This window comes from Bacillota bacterium, from assembly GCA_013178125.1.
GTDB lineage: Bacteria > Bacillota > SHA-98 > Ch115 > JABLXJ01 > JABLXL01.
In genome coordinates, this window is sequence record JABLXJ010000005.1 from 29785 (window position 1) to 48479 (window position 18695).

The window sequence follows — 18695 nt, forward strand, 5'->3', positions numbered from 1 at the left end:
TCCTCAACATGGTCATACGAGCTGGGCTGGGTATAGCATATTAGCCAGTTTAATAATAGGCTGATTTATGTTAATCGCGTAACACAACAGTATATAAGACATGGCAACACAGTGTGCGGGCCAGCTTAAGCTGATCATAATAGGACCGACGGTCCGTCAACAAGTTCCTACACTACAATTTTAAGAAAATCGTTCTACTAACTCCGAAAGTTCCCTCCAATCCCGAAAGTTTCATGCTCAATTCATATATGTTTCTCCCTTTCTTCAAACTTTCTTCATATTGACATGCTACAATCAAATCGACTCGAAAAGGAATTCGAGAAATAGAGAAAGAGGAGTCTAAAAGAATCAGTCCAAAAGAATCTGGGAAAGGGGTTGCAAAGACGGTGATGAGAAGGTTTATAGGGTTAGCTCTGGTAACATTACTTATCGTGGGGACGGTAGGCATTGCAGGGGCCGCAGGCAGGCCTGGCAAGCTTGGAGGTCCAGGAGCAGGGGCAGGAGCCTGGGGTGCCGGACCAGCGGCCGGGGCCGCGGGAGGATTCGGCTTCAACGCGAAAGGACTTGAAAGGCTCGCCGGGTATCTTGGGCTCTCGGCCGACCAGCAGCAGCAGCTCCTAAAGCTTCGCCAGGATTTCATAGCAAAAACCCAGGATTTAAGGTTCCAGCTCCAGCAGAAGATGCTCGAACTGCGCCAGCTCTGGTCCCAGACCCCGCCGGATGAGCAGAAAATCTCTGCCAAGACCGCTGAGGTCACCTCGATCCGGGTCAGACTGGCTAACGAGGCGAAAACCCTATTTGATGCGATGAGGAACGTATTGACGCCCGAGCAGCAGAAGAAGCTCGACGATGCCAGCGCCCAGCAATATGGCTGGGGCGCCAGGGGCGGCCGTGGCGGTCGTGGTGGTAGAGGCGGCTTCGGCGGTTTCGGCGGCGGATGCGGCATGATGGGCGGCGGCCTTGGCCCGTGCGGCGGCTATTATGGCAACGCGTGGAGCGCAGGTGCAAACCAGTAATCATCACAGCCCATAGCGCCAGGAATATATAGTTCGGTAAATATATAGTTCGGTACAGTAAGATAACATCAAATAACCTTGCTCGTATCCGGGCCTGAATACCGTGGCCCGGATGCGAGCCTTTCTATAGCCTTTCTGTATACAAGCCTTCTATGATTCAAAGATTCAAAGAAATGCGAGCAATAGCGCCGCAAGCTCAACCGCCAACGCGGGCGCCCAAAGGGAATTCTGCACCCTTGTAAAGCTAGCCTTGAAATAGTCCACTGTGAGAACAAGGCATAGGTGGGCTGGCGACAGCATCGCCCCTACAAAACCGCTCACGAAGGCGAATACTACGAGAGAAAGGTCAACACCGCCTGCGGTGCGCAATATCCCCATAAGGAGTGGGAACGCGATCCCAGGGACCGTGACCCCGAGGCCCGTCGAAAACGCCACCAAAAACGGCAGGATGCATAGGAGAATCATGGGCGGGACTCCTGTAGCACCGAGGAAAGCAGATATTTGATTCAGCGCGCCGCTTGCCACGAGGATATCCCTGAACAGCATAACCCCGAGGACGAGGAAGACTACATTCAAAGAAAAGCCTTCGCGCACAAGCTTCCATACATCCCCTGGCGAATACATCCCCACTATTATCATAATCATGAGGACGGCTGCGACGGCAACCGCTATATCCAGTTTCAAGATCGTGACGCCCACCACGATCGCGATGACCGGACTGAGCGCTGTCAGGGCATCAAGCGCGCAGGATATCCTATTCGCTGGCGCCGGCCCCCCCGCCGCCTTCACTGGTGCTAACGTCGCCGGACCTGCTGACGTTGCCAGGGGTTCCAGCGCTGGCGGCGTCAGTGTTGCCGTGGCCGCGCTCGCTGCCTTATCGCTCGCCATCTCACCGTTCCCCGTCTCCCTGCTTATCATCCCCTTGCTCGTCATTCCCTTAAATGCAGGAATCATCCCCGCCACGACCGTAATCGGTACCATGGGGAGCATCGCCATTATAAGCCGGTCCAGGGGTAAATTCAGAACCTGACCCGCCACGATGATAGAAGGGTAGATCGGCATGACGCACTCCCAGATATGCCTGTACCAGTAGTTGATAAATGCCTTGCGCTCGGGGACGATCTCGAGGTCCGTTGTGACCTGGTGGACCAGGGGCGCAGAGAAGCGCGCCCCGCCCGCCGACGGTAGGAGCCCGAGAAACGCCGGCAGGGCAGCCATGATAATGCGCCGGTCCGCAATCAGGACGCGAAGTGCGCCCACCATTCTCTGCATCAGCCCTGCACGTCTCATCGCATGCTCCAGAAACGCGATCAAGACCAGGGCGATGATAAGCCCCAGCGTATCAGGGGATGTAGCGGACTTTATAGCGGTCACACCCAGCGACGCGACCCCCATTCCTGAACTGACCCCAAGTGCTGCCGCGGCAAGGAGCATCGTAAGCCCGAGATTCAGGTTGCGTCGTAGCAGGACTATCATAAGTAGGCAGACTGCGATAAGGCGCAGGAGTTCTAACATGTGGTTTTCAAACCTTTCTTTTCGAATCTTCTTTCGAACCTTCAATATAGGTTCTTCGACGGGTTGCACCTGAGTCCTCCCGGGCGGGATCGAGTACTCTTACAAAATATGTCTAAAAAATACCCCCTTGACTTGCCAGGAAAATAATGGTATGATGAAGACAGTAAATATATACACTCGCTTTCTTGCTCACAGTCTCCCTGCGGAGGGAAGCGCTTTGGAATTGGATGTAGCACATATCGTACCTGCCCAGGCTACGCTAGCTGGAGATGAGCGTGCTTCGCGCAGCGAAATCGCCACTACCGGCGAGGATACGGAGGGAAGGTCCAAGATGGACTGGCAGGCTAAGTATCTGGAGAAACTAGGCCAGGATATAACCGACTTGCGCATGGATATCCGCCAGCTCGATGACCGCCTTTCAGCTTCCATAGAACGCCTATCCTCAGAGGTGACGGAGGTACACTCCGTGCTCGTCACGCGGGCGGAATTCCATTCCCGAATGGATCAACAGAAAAATGAACTTATGAGCCAGATAAGAATCGAGCTCTTGGAGAGAATAGACCGGCAGCAAAACGAGCTCATAGGAAGATCGAATCAACAAAAAGGTGAACTCTCGGATAAGATTGACCTGCAAAGAATTGATCTCACGGACAGGATGGACCAACAAAAAAATGAGCTCTTTGAGAGAATAGACCGGCAGAAAGACGAACTCGTAGGGAAAATAGAGCAGCAAAAGACTGAACTTATAGATAGGATGAACCTGCAAAAGGATGAACTCATAGATAGGATGGATCGACAAAAGGATGAGCTCATAGATAGGATGGATCGACAAAAGGACGAGCTCACAAAGAGGATGGATCAGCAGAAAGACGAGCTCATAGATAGGATGAACCTACAGAAAGCCGAACTTATAGATAAAATTGAGCAGCAAGGGGCCTATCTTAATGATAGAATGGAGCGGCAGGGAATCTATCTTATTAACAGGATGGAGCAACAAGGGGTCCATCTCATGGACAAAATGGAACAACAAGGGGCCTATCTTGCTGATAGGATCGACCGGCAGCGGATCGATCTCTGTGACAGAATGGATAAACAGGATTCACTGCTCGGCATGCGAATGGATCGCCTCGAGGGCGAGATGAAAATTTTACGGCAGGAGCTCCATACCACAACCCGCTGGATGATAGGCACAGTGATCACTATGGTTATCGGGTTCGCCACGATCCTGATGAAGATTTAAACTTGAGAGCGCCAGGATCTTTACCACCGGCGCTCTCTCACATTTTGACTCATACCGTCTGAGGCGTTTGCCGTCAGCCACCAGGATCAGGCTGCCGGGTTAAGTTGCTAAGTTAACCACCGTCACCGTTTCAGCCGACCTCAGCCAATAACCACCACTCCACTACTTATGCTTATCGTTATACTCATGCTTATCCGCTCACCGGACTTTACAGGCCTACCGGATAGTCGTCGGGATGAACATATCAATCAGCCCAATAACAAACGCGGCTATCAACGCCCCCAGCACGGTCACGCGCATGGTCGGCACGACGAACTGCGCCACGTAGATCACGGCAGCGGATACCAGAAATCCGACGATCCCGCGGCCGTAAGGCGACACGCCCCTTCCGATAACGGCCTCAATGATGTAGCCGATTATCGTGATTACCGCAGCTGCAATCAGGGCGTTGACGAAACTCAAAGTGCTGAACCCCGGGACAATTAGCCCGACAAACATTAAGACCAGCGCGGATACGATAAACCTCACCAGGTGACGTATCCAATCATTCACTTGGCTTCACCCCCCATGACATAGGATTTCCTGACTACACTACACCTATATCTTCACCATATCCTCGATAAATATGCATGCGATAACAGCAAGGATTTACAATAGGGGGTGATTTTACCGGGTCACAACCAGGTCACACCTTATTATCGCTCCCAAGCATCCTGATAACAGACCTCACGACCTTCTTCATCGACTCCTTGGCATGCCCCATCACTTTCATCAGGTCAAGGTTTTCAGGATGTTCACTGCAAAATTCCATAAAGTTCCTTATAAGCGCCTCCCGGGATGCCGTGCTTATATTGAGCTTCGCCACGCCGAGGCTTACAGCCTTCTTGATATCCGCTTCAGATAGGCCCGTCCCGCCGTGCAAGACTAGAGGCATGCCAAGAAGCTTATTTATCCTATCCAGCCTGTCGAAATCCAGTCTAGGTTCATGCTTGTAGAGGCCATGCGCTGTCCCAATGGCAATCGCAAGGGTATCGACATCCGTCTCCTCAACGAAGCTCCTGGCCTCCTCGGGATCTGTCATGAAGGCATCAGGACTCGAATTTCGTATATCGAACTCTTCGCCTCCGATCCTTCCCAGCTCGGCCTCTACAGTCACGCCAACAGCGTGGGCTACCCTCACGATCTCCCTGGTTTGAGCGACATTATCACGGAACGGGAGGGTAGAGCAATCGATCATAACCGAGGTGAGGCCGCTGCGGATGCTCCGGATCGCATCATCGAATGTCTTGCCGTGGTCGAGGTGCAGCGCGAGAATAACACCGTGGTTATCAGCGATGCTTCTCACCATACCCGGCAGGACATTCCACCCCGCGTACTCGAGCTCTGACGGGGCCGCCTGGACTATCACAGGGGAATTTTCCTCCTCGGCGACCTCTATCACAGCCTGGACCATCTCCAGGTTATTTACATTGAACGCCCCGAGCGCATATCCTTTCTTGTAGGCTTCGTTCAAGAGTTCAATCATTGGAACGACTGGCATATTAAGTTTCCTCCTAGAAATCTGTATTATGAGACCCGATCATTTGTATTATGATTTACGAGACCTGATTATGAGACCCACGACAAGTCCGCGTCACAGAACTCACAATCTCGTGTGATCACTTCGTATGGTAAATCCAGCTAACCCAGCCAATTTGCCTGACCCCGCTAATCCGGGACCAGACCAGTCAGAACCAGGTCTGCCGTTAATAATACATGGCGCCATCAATTAATACATAGCCAGAATCCCTGCGGTATAGGAGTCACCCAGCCCCACCGTGCACGCGGGCCGCTCCACGTTCCTGGCCGGGGAGAATACAATCCAGGCGCGCCCGCTGCTCCATCGCCCGTTGGCCCGTCGCCCGCTGACCCCTCCTTCACCGGCGTCGCGCCACTGCCCGGACTCCTGCACCTTCACAGGCCGCTGCGCAGGCCCGGCGGATTGCCGGCCGAGCACGATCTCCTTTCGCCCCCCGGCGAGCCCGATGCTCTCCTGCAACCGGCGTTCAACATCCAGCCCCCTGACGCTCAGGGGCAGGCTGGTATTCCGAGCGACCGCCTCGAGATCGCCGAACGCCCCGGTCCTCGCCCTGTTGGCGGCGAGAAGGGAGGCCACCAGCTGGGCCCGCTGCTCCTTCTCCGGGTCCAGGCGCGTTGCAGATAGTGAGAAATCCCGGGTATGCAGGTTAACCCTCTTAAGCCCATAGGCCTCAAGCAGCCCCATCAGTGTCTCGACGGAGCGCACCGGGTCGCGGTCCGCCTGAACCCCGGTGATATCTCGAAATTCATCCTCATTCATCCCTACGCTATCCACCATACGGTAGAGGTGCTCAATCATATATCTCCGCCCTTCACCGCACCTCGTATCCCCCTCCTCGAGGTGAATAAGCGCTCCGGCATTGCGCGACCGGAATTCTCTCACGAACTCCGCGACGCGGTCCACCCGGTCGACCCAGTCCTCATCAGCCCTCAATGCATTGAAACCCGTGACGAGCAGCGAGCTGATGGCGGGCGCGTGATTCAACACGTAGTCTATGAAATCACCATCGATCTCGAAAGACGAAAGCATACGATCATACGGCAGAATGATCCTATTTGAGGTAACAGGCCGTATCGTCCTCCCCGCGACCGTGACCTCCAGTCCAGGGTCATATTCGATGATGAAATGGAGCTCATCCGGATCGCTCTCCCTGCAGGCCTCGAGCGGCGCGAGGAGATCCCCGCCCCGGGGAATCCTGATCCGGCTGTTGAGGTGTTTAGCCTGCCCACATGAGAGGTTTGGGGCATGCAAGGCGCATTGAAAACCCAGGCTCGATAGGGCGTTGGCTGCCTGGGCCCCGGTCCCCCCGATCTTGAAGTCCCCCGGGAACTTCACCTTGAGCCATTCCGCCATCTCCCCCGTAGCTACCTGCCACTCGCCTCCCCTGCCCTCCTCCAGGAGGCGCACCAAAACCGCGATGAAATCCTGCGGGGTCCTTATCACCCGCGGCAGGGATGTATTGCCCGTATTGCCAGGCCTGCCACCTGCTATATCGATAGGCATGCCGCCTGGCATATAGCCGGATATGCCATCGCCGGATATGCGGACCGGGCCACCCTCGTCCACCCTCTTTGAGCCCTGCGCCGGCCCCCGAGCCTGCTCGTCTCGAGCCTGCCGGTCCCGCGCCCATGCCGCTACCTCACCCATGACCTCCTCTATGACCTGGCCCGTCTCCCTGCTTTGAAGCTTGTGGACCATATCTAGATTAACCGTGAAGCCGCACGCTATAAGCCATCCTCCATCCTCACCCTCACCTTTATCCTCTTTTCTCGCAAGCCGTCGCTTTCTCTCGAGCTCCCGGCGGAGGGCATCCAAGGCCTCACGATATTTTTCATGCCAATATGCCCCACTTGTTTCCATCAATTCTATTGATCCCGTTCCTATTGATCCCGTTGATCCCATTACCATTATTTACCCCTTAACAGCCCCGGCAGTTAGCCCCGAGATTATCCTCCGCTGGAAGACCAGCACGAGTATTATCAATGGAATAGTCACTATAACTGACGCCGCTGCGATGCTCCCCCATGGCACGTGGTACATGGTCGGCAACATGGCGATCCCGACCGGGATCGTCTGAGCCTGAATTGTTTTTGTAAACGTAAGGGCGAAGAGAAACTCATTCCATGCCGCAATGAAGACCAGGATGGCTGTGGTGAACATCCCGGGAGCCGCAATTGGCAGGATCACCTTCCAGAATGCCTGAAGGGGCGAGCACCCGTCGATCTTTGCGGCCTCCTCCAGCTCCGCCGGGATCTCCCTGAAAAAGCTTGTTAGAATCCACAGGGTCAGCGGCATGGCGAAAGTAGTATATGGCAATATGAGGGCCGGATACGTATTGAGCAGCCTCAAATTGCGCATAACTATATAAAGGGGGCTCACGATCGCGATCTCAGGGAACATGGACACGGCGAGCACCATGCTCAGTATGATCATCTTCCCCTTCATCCGAAGCCGCCCGAGCGCGTACGCGGCGAACGACCCCACCACGAGGCAGAATACCGTAGTGGCCGAGGCCACTATCACGCTATTCATGATGTACTTGCCAAACGGCCGCTCAAACACCCTGATGTAGTGTTCCACGGTGACCTGGCTCGGCAAGAGTGGTGGGAGGGTCGTCAGCTCTCTTGCAGGCTTTATGGATGTTATAATCTGCCATGCAAAGGGCCCCACGCACCCCAGCACGATAAGGAAGACGAGAAAATAAAATGCCCCTCTGCTGAGCCAGTCCTGCGTATTTCGAGAGAATCTCATGTCCCAATCCAGCCCTCCCTAACTCGACCTGCTCCCTAGCCTGATGAAGTTCAGGAAAACCAGGCTTATGATGGCTACGGAGATAAACATGCTCACCGCAAGGGCCGACCCATAGCCGAAATTTGACGTCGAAAACAGCACCTTATATGTATAAGTCGATAAGACCTCCGTCGCGTCCGCTGGCCCGCCGCCCGTCAGGACGAAAATCAAGGCGAACACCCTGAAAGCATCCAGGGTCCGCAAAAGCACGGCAACCAGGCCTATGGGAAGCAACAGCGGCAGCATTATGCGGGTGAAGCGCTGCCACCAGTTTGCCCCATCTATCATCGCAGCCTCATACAGGTCATGGGAGATCGTCTGCAAGCCAGCCAGGAGTATGAGGGCGATGAAGGGCGTGGTTTTCCAGACATCCGCCATGATCGCGCAGCCCATTGCTAGCTTCCCATCTCCAAGCCAGTTGAGATAGGTGGATACGATGTGAAACCTCTTGAGGAGGAAGTTGAGCAAGCCATAATCCGTGTTGAAAATCCACTTCCACATGGTCGAGGTGACCACCGTTGGAATTGCCCAGGGCACGAGGACGGACGCTCTGACAGCGCCCCTGCCTCTAAACGCGCCGTTCATGACCAGCGCCATTACTAGGCCCAGAAGGGCCTCCAGGGCCACAGATACAGCCGTGAAATACACCGTATTGTGCAGGGCATTCCTGAACCCCGGGTCGCCGGCCATAGTCCTGAAATTCTCCAGGCCTATAAATCTATTAGTCCGGAAGATGAGAGATATATCATGAAGGCTCATCCAGAACGCCGCCAGGGTGGGCCAGAAGGCCATGACAGCCACAACGGCCAGCGCCGGTATGACAAGGAAATAGCCGAGATTCTTTTCGGATACCTGCAATTTCCCCAATTTCCCAATGTATGTCATGTATGTCACCTTTCTAGATGACACAGAGGGGCGCCCCCGGAGGCCGGGATTCCGGCCAGGCCCCGGGGGCCGATCCTCTGCACTTCTGATTGCTTCTTAGGATTACTACAGACTTCAGGGTGCTGCAGACTTCAGGGTATCTTAGACCTCAGATTATCTTAGACTCCAGATTACCTCTCCGGACTTCGGATCACTTCTTCAGAAGCGCCTTTATCTTCTCCGCCGCAGCGTCCACCGCCTGCTTGGGCGTCTGCTTATTAGTCAGGAGCTTTGAGAACTCCGACTGCAGAACCAACGATATCTCAGGGTATCGCGGGTGTATCGGCCTCGGCGTCGCGTATACGAACACATCCTTGAGCGATACAAGGAACGGGTTCTGCTTCGCGAGCTTCGCATTGTCATACACCGCGGGTCTCGTCGGCGCAAAGGATATCTTTTGAGCGAAGTAGAGCTGGGACTCAGGGTTGGAGAGGAATTTTGCCAGCTCTGCAGCTTCCTTCGGGTGCTCGCTGTACTTATTCACACCAAACTGGTAGCCGCCAAGGCAAGATGCGCTCTTGGAGCCCTTGAACGCCGGTATCGGCGCAATGCCGACCTTGCCGACGACCTTCGACTCCTTGGGATCCTGGGCTATGTTCCATACATAGGACCAGTTGCGCAGGAATATCGCATTGCCCGAAGTGAAAACCTGGCGGCTCGGCTCCTCGTCGTAGGTGTTTACGGACTCTGGCGTTATCTTGTATTTGTAGATGAGATCATACATAAGCTGCGCCGCTCGCAGCCCCTGCTCGTTATTGATCACAACATTCCCCTTGTCATCCAGGACGGCCCCATCGCTACCAAGGAACTCAACAAGGTCGCACACGAGAACCTCCGCTTGCCTTCCCTGCCAGATGAAGCCGTGGAGGTTGGGGTTCTTCTCTCCCTTCAAGATAACCTGGGCCTGGTGAACCAGCTCATCCCATGTTTTCGGCGGCTTGAACCCGTACTTGTCGAGGAGATCTTTACGGTAGTAAAGCATACCTGCATCAAGATACCAGGGCATGCCAACCTGGTAACCCTTATACGATACCGTCTCAATTGCTCCCTTGAAATAGTTGGCCTTCTCCTGCGCTGCTATATAAGGGTCCATATTGAGGAGCCAGCCAGCCTCGCCGAATTCGGGGAACCAGATACAGTCGATGGTAAATACATCGATGTCCCCCGTTTCGCCGGCCAGCGTTGTCACGAGATACTGGTGGATCTCAGTGCTGTAATTGGGGGAAGGCATCTCAACGAATTCGACCTCGACATTCGGATGAAGCTTCTCAAAGCGCCGTATCAGCAACGGCATCGTATCGATCCCGAAGGTCTTCATGCTCGCGAGCGTGATCTTTATCTTCTCCTGAGCCCCTGCTACCGGGACCATCAGAGCAGTCAAAAACAGGCAGGCGAGCAGCCCCGAAATCAGAATCCTCCTCACTATCATACAGCCACGGTTGCCTATTAGAGTCTTCATTGTCATCCTTGACCTCCTTCGTTCCTTCGCGAATATTTGCCGGTATGCCCGGCAACACTCATCGGTAAATGCTCTCCAACTGTGAAATTTATTTTCATGGACGATACAAAAAATGCCTAAAACTTCCTATCAACCACCACCTCCCCCGTCTTTCTTATGTACGCAAGCGATTGCGAGAAGCGGCGGAGAGCAACACCGACATATAGGGTATCGATGATTGCGAATTCAGCGATGCGGGACGCCATGGCCTCGTCCCTGAACGTCGTCTCATCCGATGTGGTGAAAAGCTGGATCGCCGCGACCTGGGTAATAGGCGACTTGGAATGGTTGGTTATGCAAATTGTAGTCGCGCCAGCCTCTCTGGCCAGTCCCAGGGACTCCACTGTATCTTTGGAGCTACCCGAGTGGGATATGCCGATTGCCACATCGTATTTGGTTAACAAGGTCGCTGACATGGCCTGGATGGCGGGGTCGAAATAAAGCGAGGACGGCACGCCGATCCTCAAAAACCTGTAATGCGCATCCAGGGCCACGGGAATGGAGTTCCCCGCGGCATAGAACTCGACCTTCCGGGCCACCGCTATAGCCTGGACCGCCTTCTCTATTTCGGCCGCGTCAAGTATCTTCTTTGTATCATGAAGCGCCTGCATATCCGAGTGGAATACCTTTTCGATCACCTGAGCCACATCATCGTCTTCTCTTATATCCTCATGCACGAGGCGGAGGGGGGAAACTATCTCGCCGGCCAGGGTTATCTTGAGCTCATGATACCCTTTATAGCCAAGGCTCTGGCAAAACCTCACCACGGTAGCCTCACTCACGCCGCTCCTCTCGGCGACCTCAGTAATCGAGAGGTGAATTATGTCCTCCGGGTGGCTGAGGACAAAGCTCGCGACCTTCTGCTCGGCCTGGTAGAGGGATGAATACATTTGACGAATCCTGGCGAGACATGCACCCGCCTGGTCTGGTTGGACCGACATGGCTCCTTTTCCCCTTGACATGCAAATTTCTGTATGTAATTTCTGTATGTGATGTTTACTACACGTTATATTTACTACATGTTAAGGAGAATTCCTTCTTCCATGAAAGAAAATTTTATAAACAAAAAATTCCTATATAATCAGCCTGCGCTAGAAAAGATTTGACACGTATCCATAACACGTGCTATAATCAACGCACAAGGCAGGGAGCCAAAAGGTTGAAGAGCTATTCATCACGGAAAATCCTTCAAATATTATACAAAGATGGTTGGATGGAGAAAAATCAAAGAGGATCGCATATACAACTTATTCACCCAACCAAACCAGGTAAGGTAACGGTTCCCCATCCTAGAAAAGACCTAGATCCTAAGACGGTGATGACCATCCTCAAGCAGGCAGGGCTCAGCAAAGACAAGCTCCGCTGAAAAGGAGGCTAAATGCATGGATAAATATATATTTCCGGCTATCTTCGAGCCAGGGGAGAAAAAGGGGTACTGCGTAACCTTCCCCGACCTACCTGGCTGCGTTACCGAGGGAGATTCCCTGGAGGAAGCTCTCCGTATGGCCAGGGAGGCTTTGGAACTCCACTTATATGGTTTGGAGGAGGATGGAGACCCTATACCCAGTGCAACCCCCCCAGACAGGATTAATGTCCCAAGAGGAGCCTTTATAACCTTTATTGAAACATGGATGCCTCTTGTTAGAGACGAAATGGCAAACAAGGCTGTAAAGAAAACCCTAACCATACCAAAGTGGCTCAATGACCTGGCAGAACAGCAAAAGGTCAATTTCTCTCGTGTCCTGCAGAGAGCTCTAAAGGATTACCTCGGCATCCATGACTACTCCGGCCACCCCAGGAAGCAACCCTAGCTAAGCGGCCGCTACCATCATCTCCGCGCCGCCTTATCTTATTATCTCTGCGCCGTCCAGGCGTCCATCCCGTACTTGGTAGCCGCGAGCTCCTCGGCGAGGGCAAGTTCATCGGGGGTGAGCTGGCCCTCCTCAAAGTCAATCTCGAAGTCAACCTGCATAGCAGAGCCTTGCATCGCATCGCGAAAATACTCTCGAACCCCCCAGGCGACGGCGTCGCAGACCTCCTCAAATCCCACAGGCCGGCCGAGCAACTCCGACAGCGAAGTAGCCTTTTCCCGGAGCTCCGCGGCGACCCTATCCTGCTCGGCGGGATCCTTGAACTTAAAAATGCTTACAAGCTTTTGGATATCGAAGTCAAGCAAAATGGAGCCATGCTGCAAAAGCACACCCGCGATGCGGGCCTGGGCGCTGCCGACGAGCTTGCGGCCGTCCTCCGCTACAACCTCATACCAAGAGGGGGCATCAAAGCATGCAGCGGACTGGCATTCACGGGGGGAAGCCTCGCGATGCGGGCCTGGACGCCCGGCAAGCCGGCCGCCCTGAATCCTGGCTGTCACGCCGAACCGGCCGAGCCCCTTGATTATCCCGCTCGTCGCAATGCTGAAAGAGGCGCCCAGGTCCCGTGGGATGAACGGGTTAGATTCGCTTACGATGAAGCTGTAAGTAACCTCCATGTCATGGAGCACGGCCCGGCCGCCCGTTGGCCTTCGCACGACGTCCACGCCGAGCCGCCTGCAGGCCTCGGTGTCGACCTCGCGGTGAAAGGACTGGAGTCGTCCGAGGGATAGGGCCGGAGGCCTCCACCCATATAGCCTAAAGGTCGGAGGGGCTTTCCCCTGAGCATGACACCTCAATATGGCCTCATCCACAGCCATATTAAAGGCCCCTGTATTATATCCTGTTCGCAGTAGCCGCCATTTCGTATTCAACCAGCGCTAGAGATCCCGTCCACCCGGATGGGGAGAAAAGCGCCGTCCCTCCCTTCATCAATATGATAGCCCGGGCAACCCCATCTCCTCGATAGCTTGCCGCACCTCATCCCCCGCAAGCGACCTCGGGTAGTTGTAAATCATACCCCCAGGCCTTTCGTTATAATAGGGCCGGTTACACTCAACGCACCCCGAGGTCCTGAAGGCGTCCCCTGGCGCGAGAATGCGCGCAAGCTCGGAGGGGGAGATGCCTAATCCAGCTACCCTCGACTCCCCACCTTCACCGCTAAAGGTGAAGGACTCGACCCTGGAGATGCCCTTGACGATAAGGTGCCTGCCCGCCTGGATGCGCCGGTAGGCCCCGATATCGGGCGGGCAGCGGTTCTCCAGCGGCGTTCCCTTGACCGGGGTGAAGGCGAACAGCCCAACGGCGATACCGCCGTCATGCAGACGCTGGATTAGCTTCAAAGCCTCCTCCTCGGTCTCGCCCAGGCCTACTATAATGTGCGTGCTCACTTTTCCCGGGAAATTTCTCGCCGCGCGCTCGAGTAAATCAAGGGTTTGCGTGAACGAGCCGCCCTTTATGTCGCGAAATATCCGCTCGTTCGCGGCATCCAGGGCTATACCTATCCTCTCCACTCCGAGGGCGAAGAGCTCCTCGATCTCATCGAGCCGCCCTGGGTGATATGAGACCGAAATAGGGATGCCCGGCACGCTGCCAGCGGCACATCCACTGTGACCACTGGCCCCAACACCAACCATGGCCCCAGCGGGCCCGATCCCCGCAACCCCGGCGACCTCGCGGCGAAACGCCTCCTGCAGGGCCATGACAGCCTCCTTCACGTCCTCCAGCACACCCGGCCTGCTCGTGACCTGAAAGCACACCCGCCTGATCACACCCACAGCATTTCTCGCTATCGCCCCCACCACATCGTCCAGCGGGAAGGATGGCCATACAACCCGGGACAGCATATCCTTCTCCTTCACCACGACATCCTTCTCATTTCTCTCGTCGCCGGCGCGCCCGCTCGCTACCGCGCTCGCCTGGGCGCAAAAGGCGCAGGCCCTCACGCAACCGCCCTCCGTCAGGAGATATGCGGTCGTCGGGTCGACATTGTTCCTCCCCCTGACGAGCCCGAGCAGGATCGCGGTCCCGAGGGAAACCCGGATAGACTTCAAAATGAGCAACACTCCTCTCGCCACGCAACATCAATCCCAAGGCTTTCAGCGTAGGCCACAGCCCCTCTAGCCGGGAGGACGATCCGGTCCAGCCCTGCATCGATGGCGAGCCTGTCCACCTTTTCCCGGTAAACCCCGTGTGGCCGCATGCAGCCCAGGTAGAGCGGGGTCCCCGGGAAACGCTGCCTCGCGTATTCAAAGACGCGCCCCACCTCCCGGAGTTCAGGCGGAGAGGCCGATTCATAGCGCGTGCCCCGCGTAGGAATGAGCACTAAAAATATGATAGCGTCAACCCCCAGCTCGTGTAGGATATCAATCGACCGGAACTCGCCGCGCACCTCGCCGCCTTTTATCCCGATACAGATGTGCGGCACAACTCGGGCATATCTTCGCAACGCGATATAGGTCCTCACATAATCCTCGCCCCGCCCCGGCAGCCCATAAACCTCCTCTATGGTTTCATCATCCACCACAAAATCGAAGGATACGACGCTCGCCACCTCGCCCAGCCTCCGCGCCTCGTCCTCATCGAGAAGCCCGGGGTGGATATTCAGCCTGAACTTCTTGCCCAGCTCCCTGACGGCATCCAGGCTCTCCAGAATCGGGACCTTCCCGTTCCTATCGCAGCCGCCGCTCACAAGACAGCTCCTGATCACATTCTTATCCAATTGCTCCCACCGATCCCGGGTAAGCATGTGCCGGAGATAATGCCCGTTGCAGTGCGCGCACTTGAGCGCACATGCCGTCCCTGTAACACTCACGACCCCGGTCCGGAATGGGTTGACAAACTCCAACGTAGCCTGGGCCTCCTTGCAGCAGTAACTTCATCCAGCCGCCCGACAACTGTAGTTTTCGGAGCAGCCTTGAGCTCCTCCGGAGCCCTCGCGGCGCGCTCCTTTATATCTATCATAGCGTCCACAAACGCATCCAGCACCTCTTTGGGCTCCGTCTCCGTGGGCTCGATCATAATGGCTTCCTTTATTATAGCAGGAAAATATATGGTTGGGGCATGAAAACCATAATCCAGCAGCGCCTTCGCAACATCCATTGTATGTACGCCATGCTCCGCAAGATCTCTTCCTGATAGCACGAACTCATGTTTGCAGTGGCGGTCGTAGGGCAGGATGTAATGCCCGGACAGCCTCCGCATCACGTAGTTGGCGTTCAACACAGCGTTTTCGGCAACCCGCCTGAGCCCGTCAGCCCCGAGCGCGCGGATATAAGCATAAGCCTTCACGAGCACCCCGAAATTCCCATAGAACGCCCTGACCCTGCCGATGGAAAGAGGCCGGTCATAATTCAGCCAGTAGCACACCCGCTCCCCACATGAATTTTGCCACCCATTCTGCCCCCCTTCCCGCCCGGCGCTCCCGCCTCGCCCGCTGGATTCATGCCCCTCGGACCCCGCCGGTATGACCTCCATCTCCACAGTCGGCACAGGCAGGAAGGGCACGAGATCGGAATTTACCCCAACGGGCCCCGCACCCGGCCCACCCCCGCCATGCGGGGTCGAGAAGGTCTTGTGCAGGTTGAAATGCACCACATCAAATCCCATGTCGCCGGGCCGAGCTATCCCAAGGGTCGCATTCATATTCGCCCCATCATAATAAAGAAGGCCACCGCTATCGTGAATAATCCTCGCTATCTCGACGATGTTCTCATCGAACAGGCCCAGCGTATTCGGGTTGGTCAACATCAGGGCGGCCGTATCCTCGCCCACCAGCGCCCTCAGGTCAGCGATATCGACCCCGCCACGCTCATCCGACTTCACCTCGACGACCTGATAGCCGCATAGCGCGGCGCTGGCGGGGTTGGTCCCGTGAGCCGAGTCCGGGATGATAACCTTCCTGCGCCGCCCACCCTCGCCCCTGTGCTCATGATATGCCTTTATCATCATGAGCCCCGTAAGCTCACCGTGAGCCCCCGCCGCGGGCTGTAACGTCACGCGCTCCATCCCGCTGATCGCCGCGAGGTAGCCCTCGAGCCTATACATGAGCTCCAGAGCGCCCTGCACCAACTCCTCCGGCTCATAGGGGTGCAGGCGCGTAAACCCCGGAAGGCTCGCGACATCCTCGTTGACCTTGGGGTTATATTTCATGGTGCACGACCCCAAAGGATAAAACCCCACATCCACACCGTAATTCAGCTGGGAGAGCCTCGTGAAGTGGCGTATGACCTCGATCTCGCTCACCTCAGGCAAGCGCGGCTCGCCCTGGCGCAAGAATTCAGGGGGAATCAGCTCCTCGACCTCACGCTCGGGCACATCGCATTCAGGGAGGGAATAGCCTCGCCGGCCATCCGAACCCAGTTCAAATATTAGCGGTTCAACCTCGCCCCTGGGCCGGCTGCGCCAGCCCTGCCGCCATTCTTGCCCGGGCTGCAACTGCTCCGCGCCATTCATCCGCTCCATGCACCACAACCTCCCCATTATCGTATCATCCTGGAGCCTGGCATTCAATCACCCGAAAGCATGATTTTCGAGTCTCGACCGCTTTTCTAGCCTCGATCGCACAAAGTATAGATGGGCTATCCTGGCAAAAGCGCGTCTGCAATGGCATCTACGAGCCTATCCATCTCGATCTTCGTCCTTTTCTCAGTTACGCAGAGGAGGGCGGCGTTGCCGGGCCTGAGACCCCATATCATGCCGTCCTTGTCTTTGTCCTTACCGTCGCTACCGGCACTGTTATCATTATGGCAGCTACCATTATGGCAACCGCCGCCCCCAGCGCTCTCAGTGCCCTCAGCACCATAAAAACGCGCAAGCGGGAGGGGCCCTATGATCTTCTCAGCGAGGAGCCTGCGGTTTATCGCGTCCCAGCTATGGCTATGGGCCGGGTTCCGGTCAGGAATCTCTACTACAAATTCCTTGAAAAAGGGCGTGCCGAATGGCAACCGGAATCCTTCCACACCCTTCAATCTCTCCGCCAGCACCCCCGCCAGATAATGCGACTTTTGCAGGCAAAGCCGCGCCACCTCGCGGATGCCCGCCTTCCCCAAAAGGGACAGGTATACCGCCGCGGCGAGCGCGCACAGGGCCTCGTTGGAACATATATTCGACGTGGCCCGCTCCCGCCGCACATGCTGCTCCCTGGCCTGGAGCGTGAGCACGAATCCCCTCCGCCCCGCGGCATCCCTGGCTTCCCCGACAACGCGCCCGGGCATATAGCGGACAAGGTCGGCGCGGCATGCGAAAAATCCGAGATAGGGACCTCCAAACCAGAGCGGGTTCCCGAGCGCCTGCCCCTCGCCCACCGTGATATCGGCGCCGTATTCGCCTGGCGGTGCGAGGAGCCCCAGGGAGATCGGGTCCACGCTCGCTACAAACAGCGTCCCTCGCTCATGAGTGAGCTCCGACGCCTCCCGCATCCGCTCGATGACCCCGAAGAAGTTCGGGCTCTGCATAATGACGCATGCTGTCTTATCGGTTATCGCATCCCCCAGGATGCCGATGTCTGTGCGGCCATATTCCCCGCGATCGCTTAGGTCCAGCCTCCCCACCGGGCCTGCGAGGATCGGAATCTCGCGCACGGTCATCCCGAGGTTGCGCGCATAGGTCCTGAGGGTGAGCCGGTGCTCCGGGTGAACCGCCTTCGACACCAGGACCTCGTCTCGTTTGGTAAATTTGCGCGCCAGGATGGCCGCCTCGGCAACCGCGCTCGCCCCATCGTAGAGCGACGCGTTGCTTATATCCATGGCCGTGAGCTCGCAGATCAGGGATTGGTATTCAAAGATGGATGTAAGCGTCCCCTGGCTGACCTCGGCCTGGTAGGGGGTATAGGCCGTGTAGAACTCCGATCGCCCGGCTATATGAGAAACCGCGCTCGGGATGAAATGATCGTACGCGCCCGCGCCCCGGAAGCAGACATATTCATCGAGCGTGCCGTTTTTCCGGGCAAGTCTAGCCATATGCTGCGTTAGCTCATATTCTGACATGGCCGCGGGAAGGGACATGCTGCCACCTGTGGGGCCGGCCCCGGTGGCGCCAGCTATCCCAGCTGAGCCCGATTTGGCCGATTCGGCCGATCTAGCCGGATCAGCCGGGCCGGACGGGCCGGACGGGCCGGACGGGCCGGACGGGCCGGGCGATCGCACCTCTCCGGGGATGTCCGCGAAAAGCTCTTCTATGGACGCCACACCTATAGCATCAAGCATCTCCTGGCGGTCCCTGTCCGTATTTGGGATGTAATCCATCACACCTCGCCTCCCCTCAC

Annotated in this window: 17 protein-coding genes; 4 read left to right on the plus strand and 13 right to left on the minus strand. The window is 56.1% G+C overall.

All coding sequences use genetic code 11. The features are described 5' to 3' along the window. Nucleotides 1–386: 386 nt before the first annotated feature. Nucleotides 387–1016: a periplasmic heavy metal sensor gene (locus HPY71_05660; GenBank protein NPV52991.1), complete on the plus strand. Its 630-nt coding sequence runs from the start codon at nucleotides 387–389 to the stop codon at nucleotides 1014–1016. A 165-nt stretch (nucleotides 1017–1181) separates the two neighbouring features. Here HPY71_05660 and HPY71_05665 read toward each other — a convergent pair whose 3' ends face one another. Then, complete coding sequence (locus HPY71_05665) at nucleotides 1182–2600, minus strand: DUF401 family protein (protein ID NPV52992.1); 1419 nt, start codon at nucleotides 2598–2600, stop codon at nucleotides 1182–1184. A 148-nt stretch (nucleotides 2601–2748) separates the two neighbouring features. On the opposite strand from HPY71_05665, the gene HPY71_05670 reads away from it, so the two are divergent. Next, nucleotides 2749–3771: a hypothetical protein gene (locus HPY71_05670; GenBank protein NPV52993.1), complete on the plus strand. Its 1023-nt coding sequence runs from the start codon at nucleotides 2749–2751 to the stop codon at nucleotides 3769–3771. A 216-nt stretch (nucleotides 3772–3987) separates the two neighbouring features. Here HPY71_05670 and HPY71_05675 read toward each other — a convergent pair whose 3' ends face one another. From HPY71_05675 to HPY71_05705, 7 genes are all read right to left on the minus strand, one after another. Further along, nucleotides 3988–4323, minus strand: a complete 336-nt coding sequence (locus HPY71_05675) for a phage holin family protein (GenBank protein NPV52994.1) — start codon at nucleotides 4321–4323, stop codon at nucleotides 3988–3990. Nucleotides 4324–4456: 133 nt separating this feature from the next. Next, nucleotides 4457–5311, minus strand: coding sequence for a class II fructose-bisphosphate aldolase (locus tag HPY71_05680; protein ID NPV52995.1), 855 nt, complete (start codon nucleotides 5309–5311; stop codon nucleotides 4457–4459). A 228-nt stretch (nucleotides 5312–5539) separates the two neighbouring features. Further along, a complete protein-coding gene (locus HPY71_05685) occupies nucleotides 5540–7210 on the minus strand; it encodes a hypothetical protein (protein ID NPV52996.1) in 1671 nt (556 codons plus the stop codon). 51 nt (nucleotides 7211–7261) lie between these two features. After that, nucleotides 7262–8101 carry a carbohydrate ABC transporter permease gene (locus HPY71_05690; protein NPV52997.1) on the minus strand — a complete coding sequence of 280 codons (840 nt, stop codon included), beginning with the start codon at nucleotides 8099–8101 and terminating at the stop codon, nucleotides 7262–7264. Nucleotides 8102–8119: 18 nt separating this feature from the next. After that, a complete protein-coding gene (locus HPY71_05695) occupies nucleotides 8120–9025 on the minus strand; it encodes a sugar ABC transporter permease (GenBank protein NPV52998.1) in 906 nt (301 codons plus the stop codon). Between the two features lie 190 nt (nucleotides 9026–9215). Next, complete coding sequence (locus HPY71_05700; GenBank protein NPV52999.1) at nucleotides 9216–10523, minus strand: ABC transporter substrate-binding protein; 1308 nt, start codon at nucleotides 10521–10523, stop codon at nucleotides 9216–9218. A 116-nt stretch (nucleotides 10524–10639) separates the two neighbouring features. Then, nucleotides 10640–11503: a MurR/RpiR family transcriptional regulator gene (locus tag HPY71_05705; protein ID NPV53000.1), complete on the minus strand. Its 864-nt coding sequence runs from the start codon at nucleotides 11501–11503 to the stop codon at nucleotides 10640–10642. Between the two features lie 218 nt (nucleotides 11504–11721). Here HPY71_05705 and HPY71_05710 point away from each other — a divergent pair, with 218 nt between their 5' ends. After that, entirely contained in the window at nucleotides 11722–11928 is a 207-nt protein-coding gene (locus HPY71_05710; GenBank protein ID NPV53001.1) for a type II toxin-antitoxin system HicA family toxin, read from the plus strand. A 16-nt stretch (nucleotides 11929–11944) separates the two neighbouring features. Next, nucleotides 11945–12373, plus strand: a complete 429-nt coding sequence (locus HPY71_05715) for a type II toxin-antitoxin system HicB family antitoxin (protein NPV53002.1) — start codon at nucleotides 11945–11947, stop codon at nucleotides 12371–12373. Between the two features lie 41 nt (nucleotides 12374–12414). Here HPY71_05715 and HPY71_05720 read toward each other — a convergent pair whose 3' ends face one another. The 5 genes from HPY71_05720 to gcvPA form a co-directional block, all read right to left on the minus strand. Further along, entirely contained in the window at nucleotides 12415–13251 is an 837-nt protein-coding gene (locus tag HPY71_05720; GenBank protein ID NPV53003.1) for a lipoate--protein ligase family protein, read from the minus strand. A 111-nt stretch (nucleotides 13252–13362) separates the two neighbouring features. After that, nucleotides 13363–14484, minus strand: a complete 1122-nt coding sequence (locus tag HPY71_05725) for a radical SAM protein (protein ID NPV53004.1) — start codon at nucleotides 14482–14484, stop codon at nucleotides 13363–13365. Continuing rightward, nucleotides 14481–15278: a radical SAM protein gene (locus tag HPY71_05730; GenBank protein NPV53005.1), complete on the minus strand. Its 798-nt coding sequence runs from the start codon at nucleotides 15276–15278 to the stop codon at nucleotides 14481–14483. The genes HPY71_05725 and HPY71_05730 overlap by 4 nt, the downstream gene beginning before the upstream one ends. Beyond that, the gene (gcvPB, locus tag HPY71_05735; GenBank protein NPV53006.1) at nucleotides 15242–16885 is read right to left on the minus strand and encodes an aminomethyl-transferring glycine dehydrogenase subunit GcvPB; all 1644 of its coding nucleotides are present in this window, start codon (nucleotides 16883–16885) and stop codon (nucleotides 15242–15244) included. The genes HPY71_05730 and gcvPB overlap by 37 nt, the downstream gene beginning before the upstream one ends. Before the next feature lie 125 nt (nucleotides 16886–17010). After that, nucleotides 17011–18675 carry an aminomethyl-transferring glycine dehydrogenase subunit GcvPA gene (gene gcvPA / locus HPY71_05740; protein NPV53007.1) on the minus strand — a complete coding sequence of 555 codons (1665 nt, stop codon included), beginning with the start codon at nucleotides 18673–18675 and terminating at the stop codon, nucleotides 17011–17013. Between the last annotated feature and the right edge of the window lie 20 nt (nucleotides 18676–18695).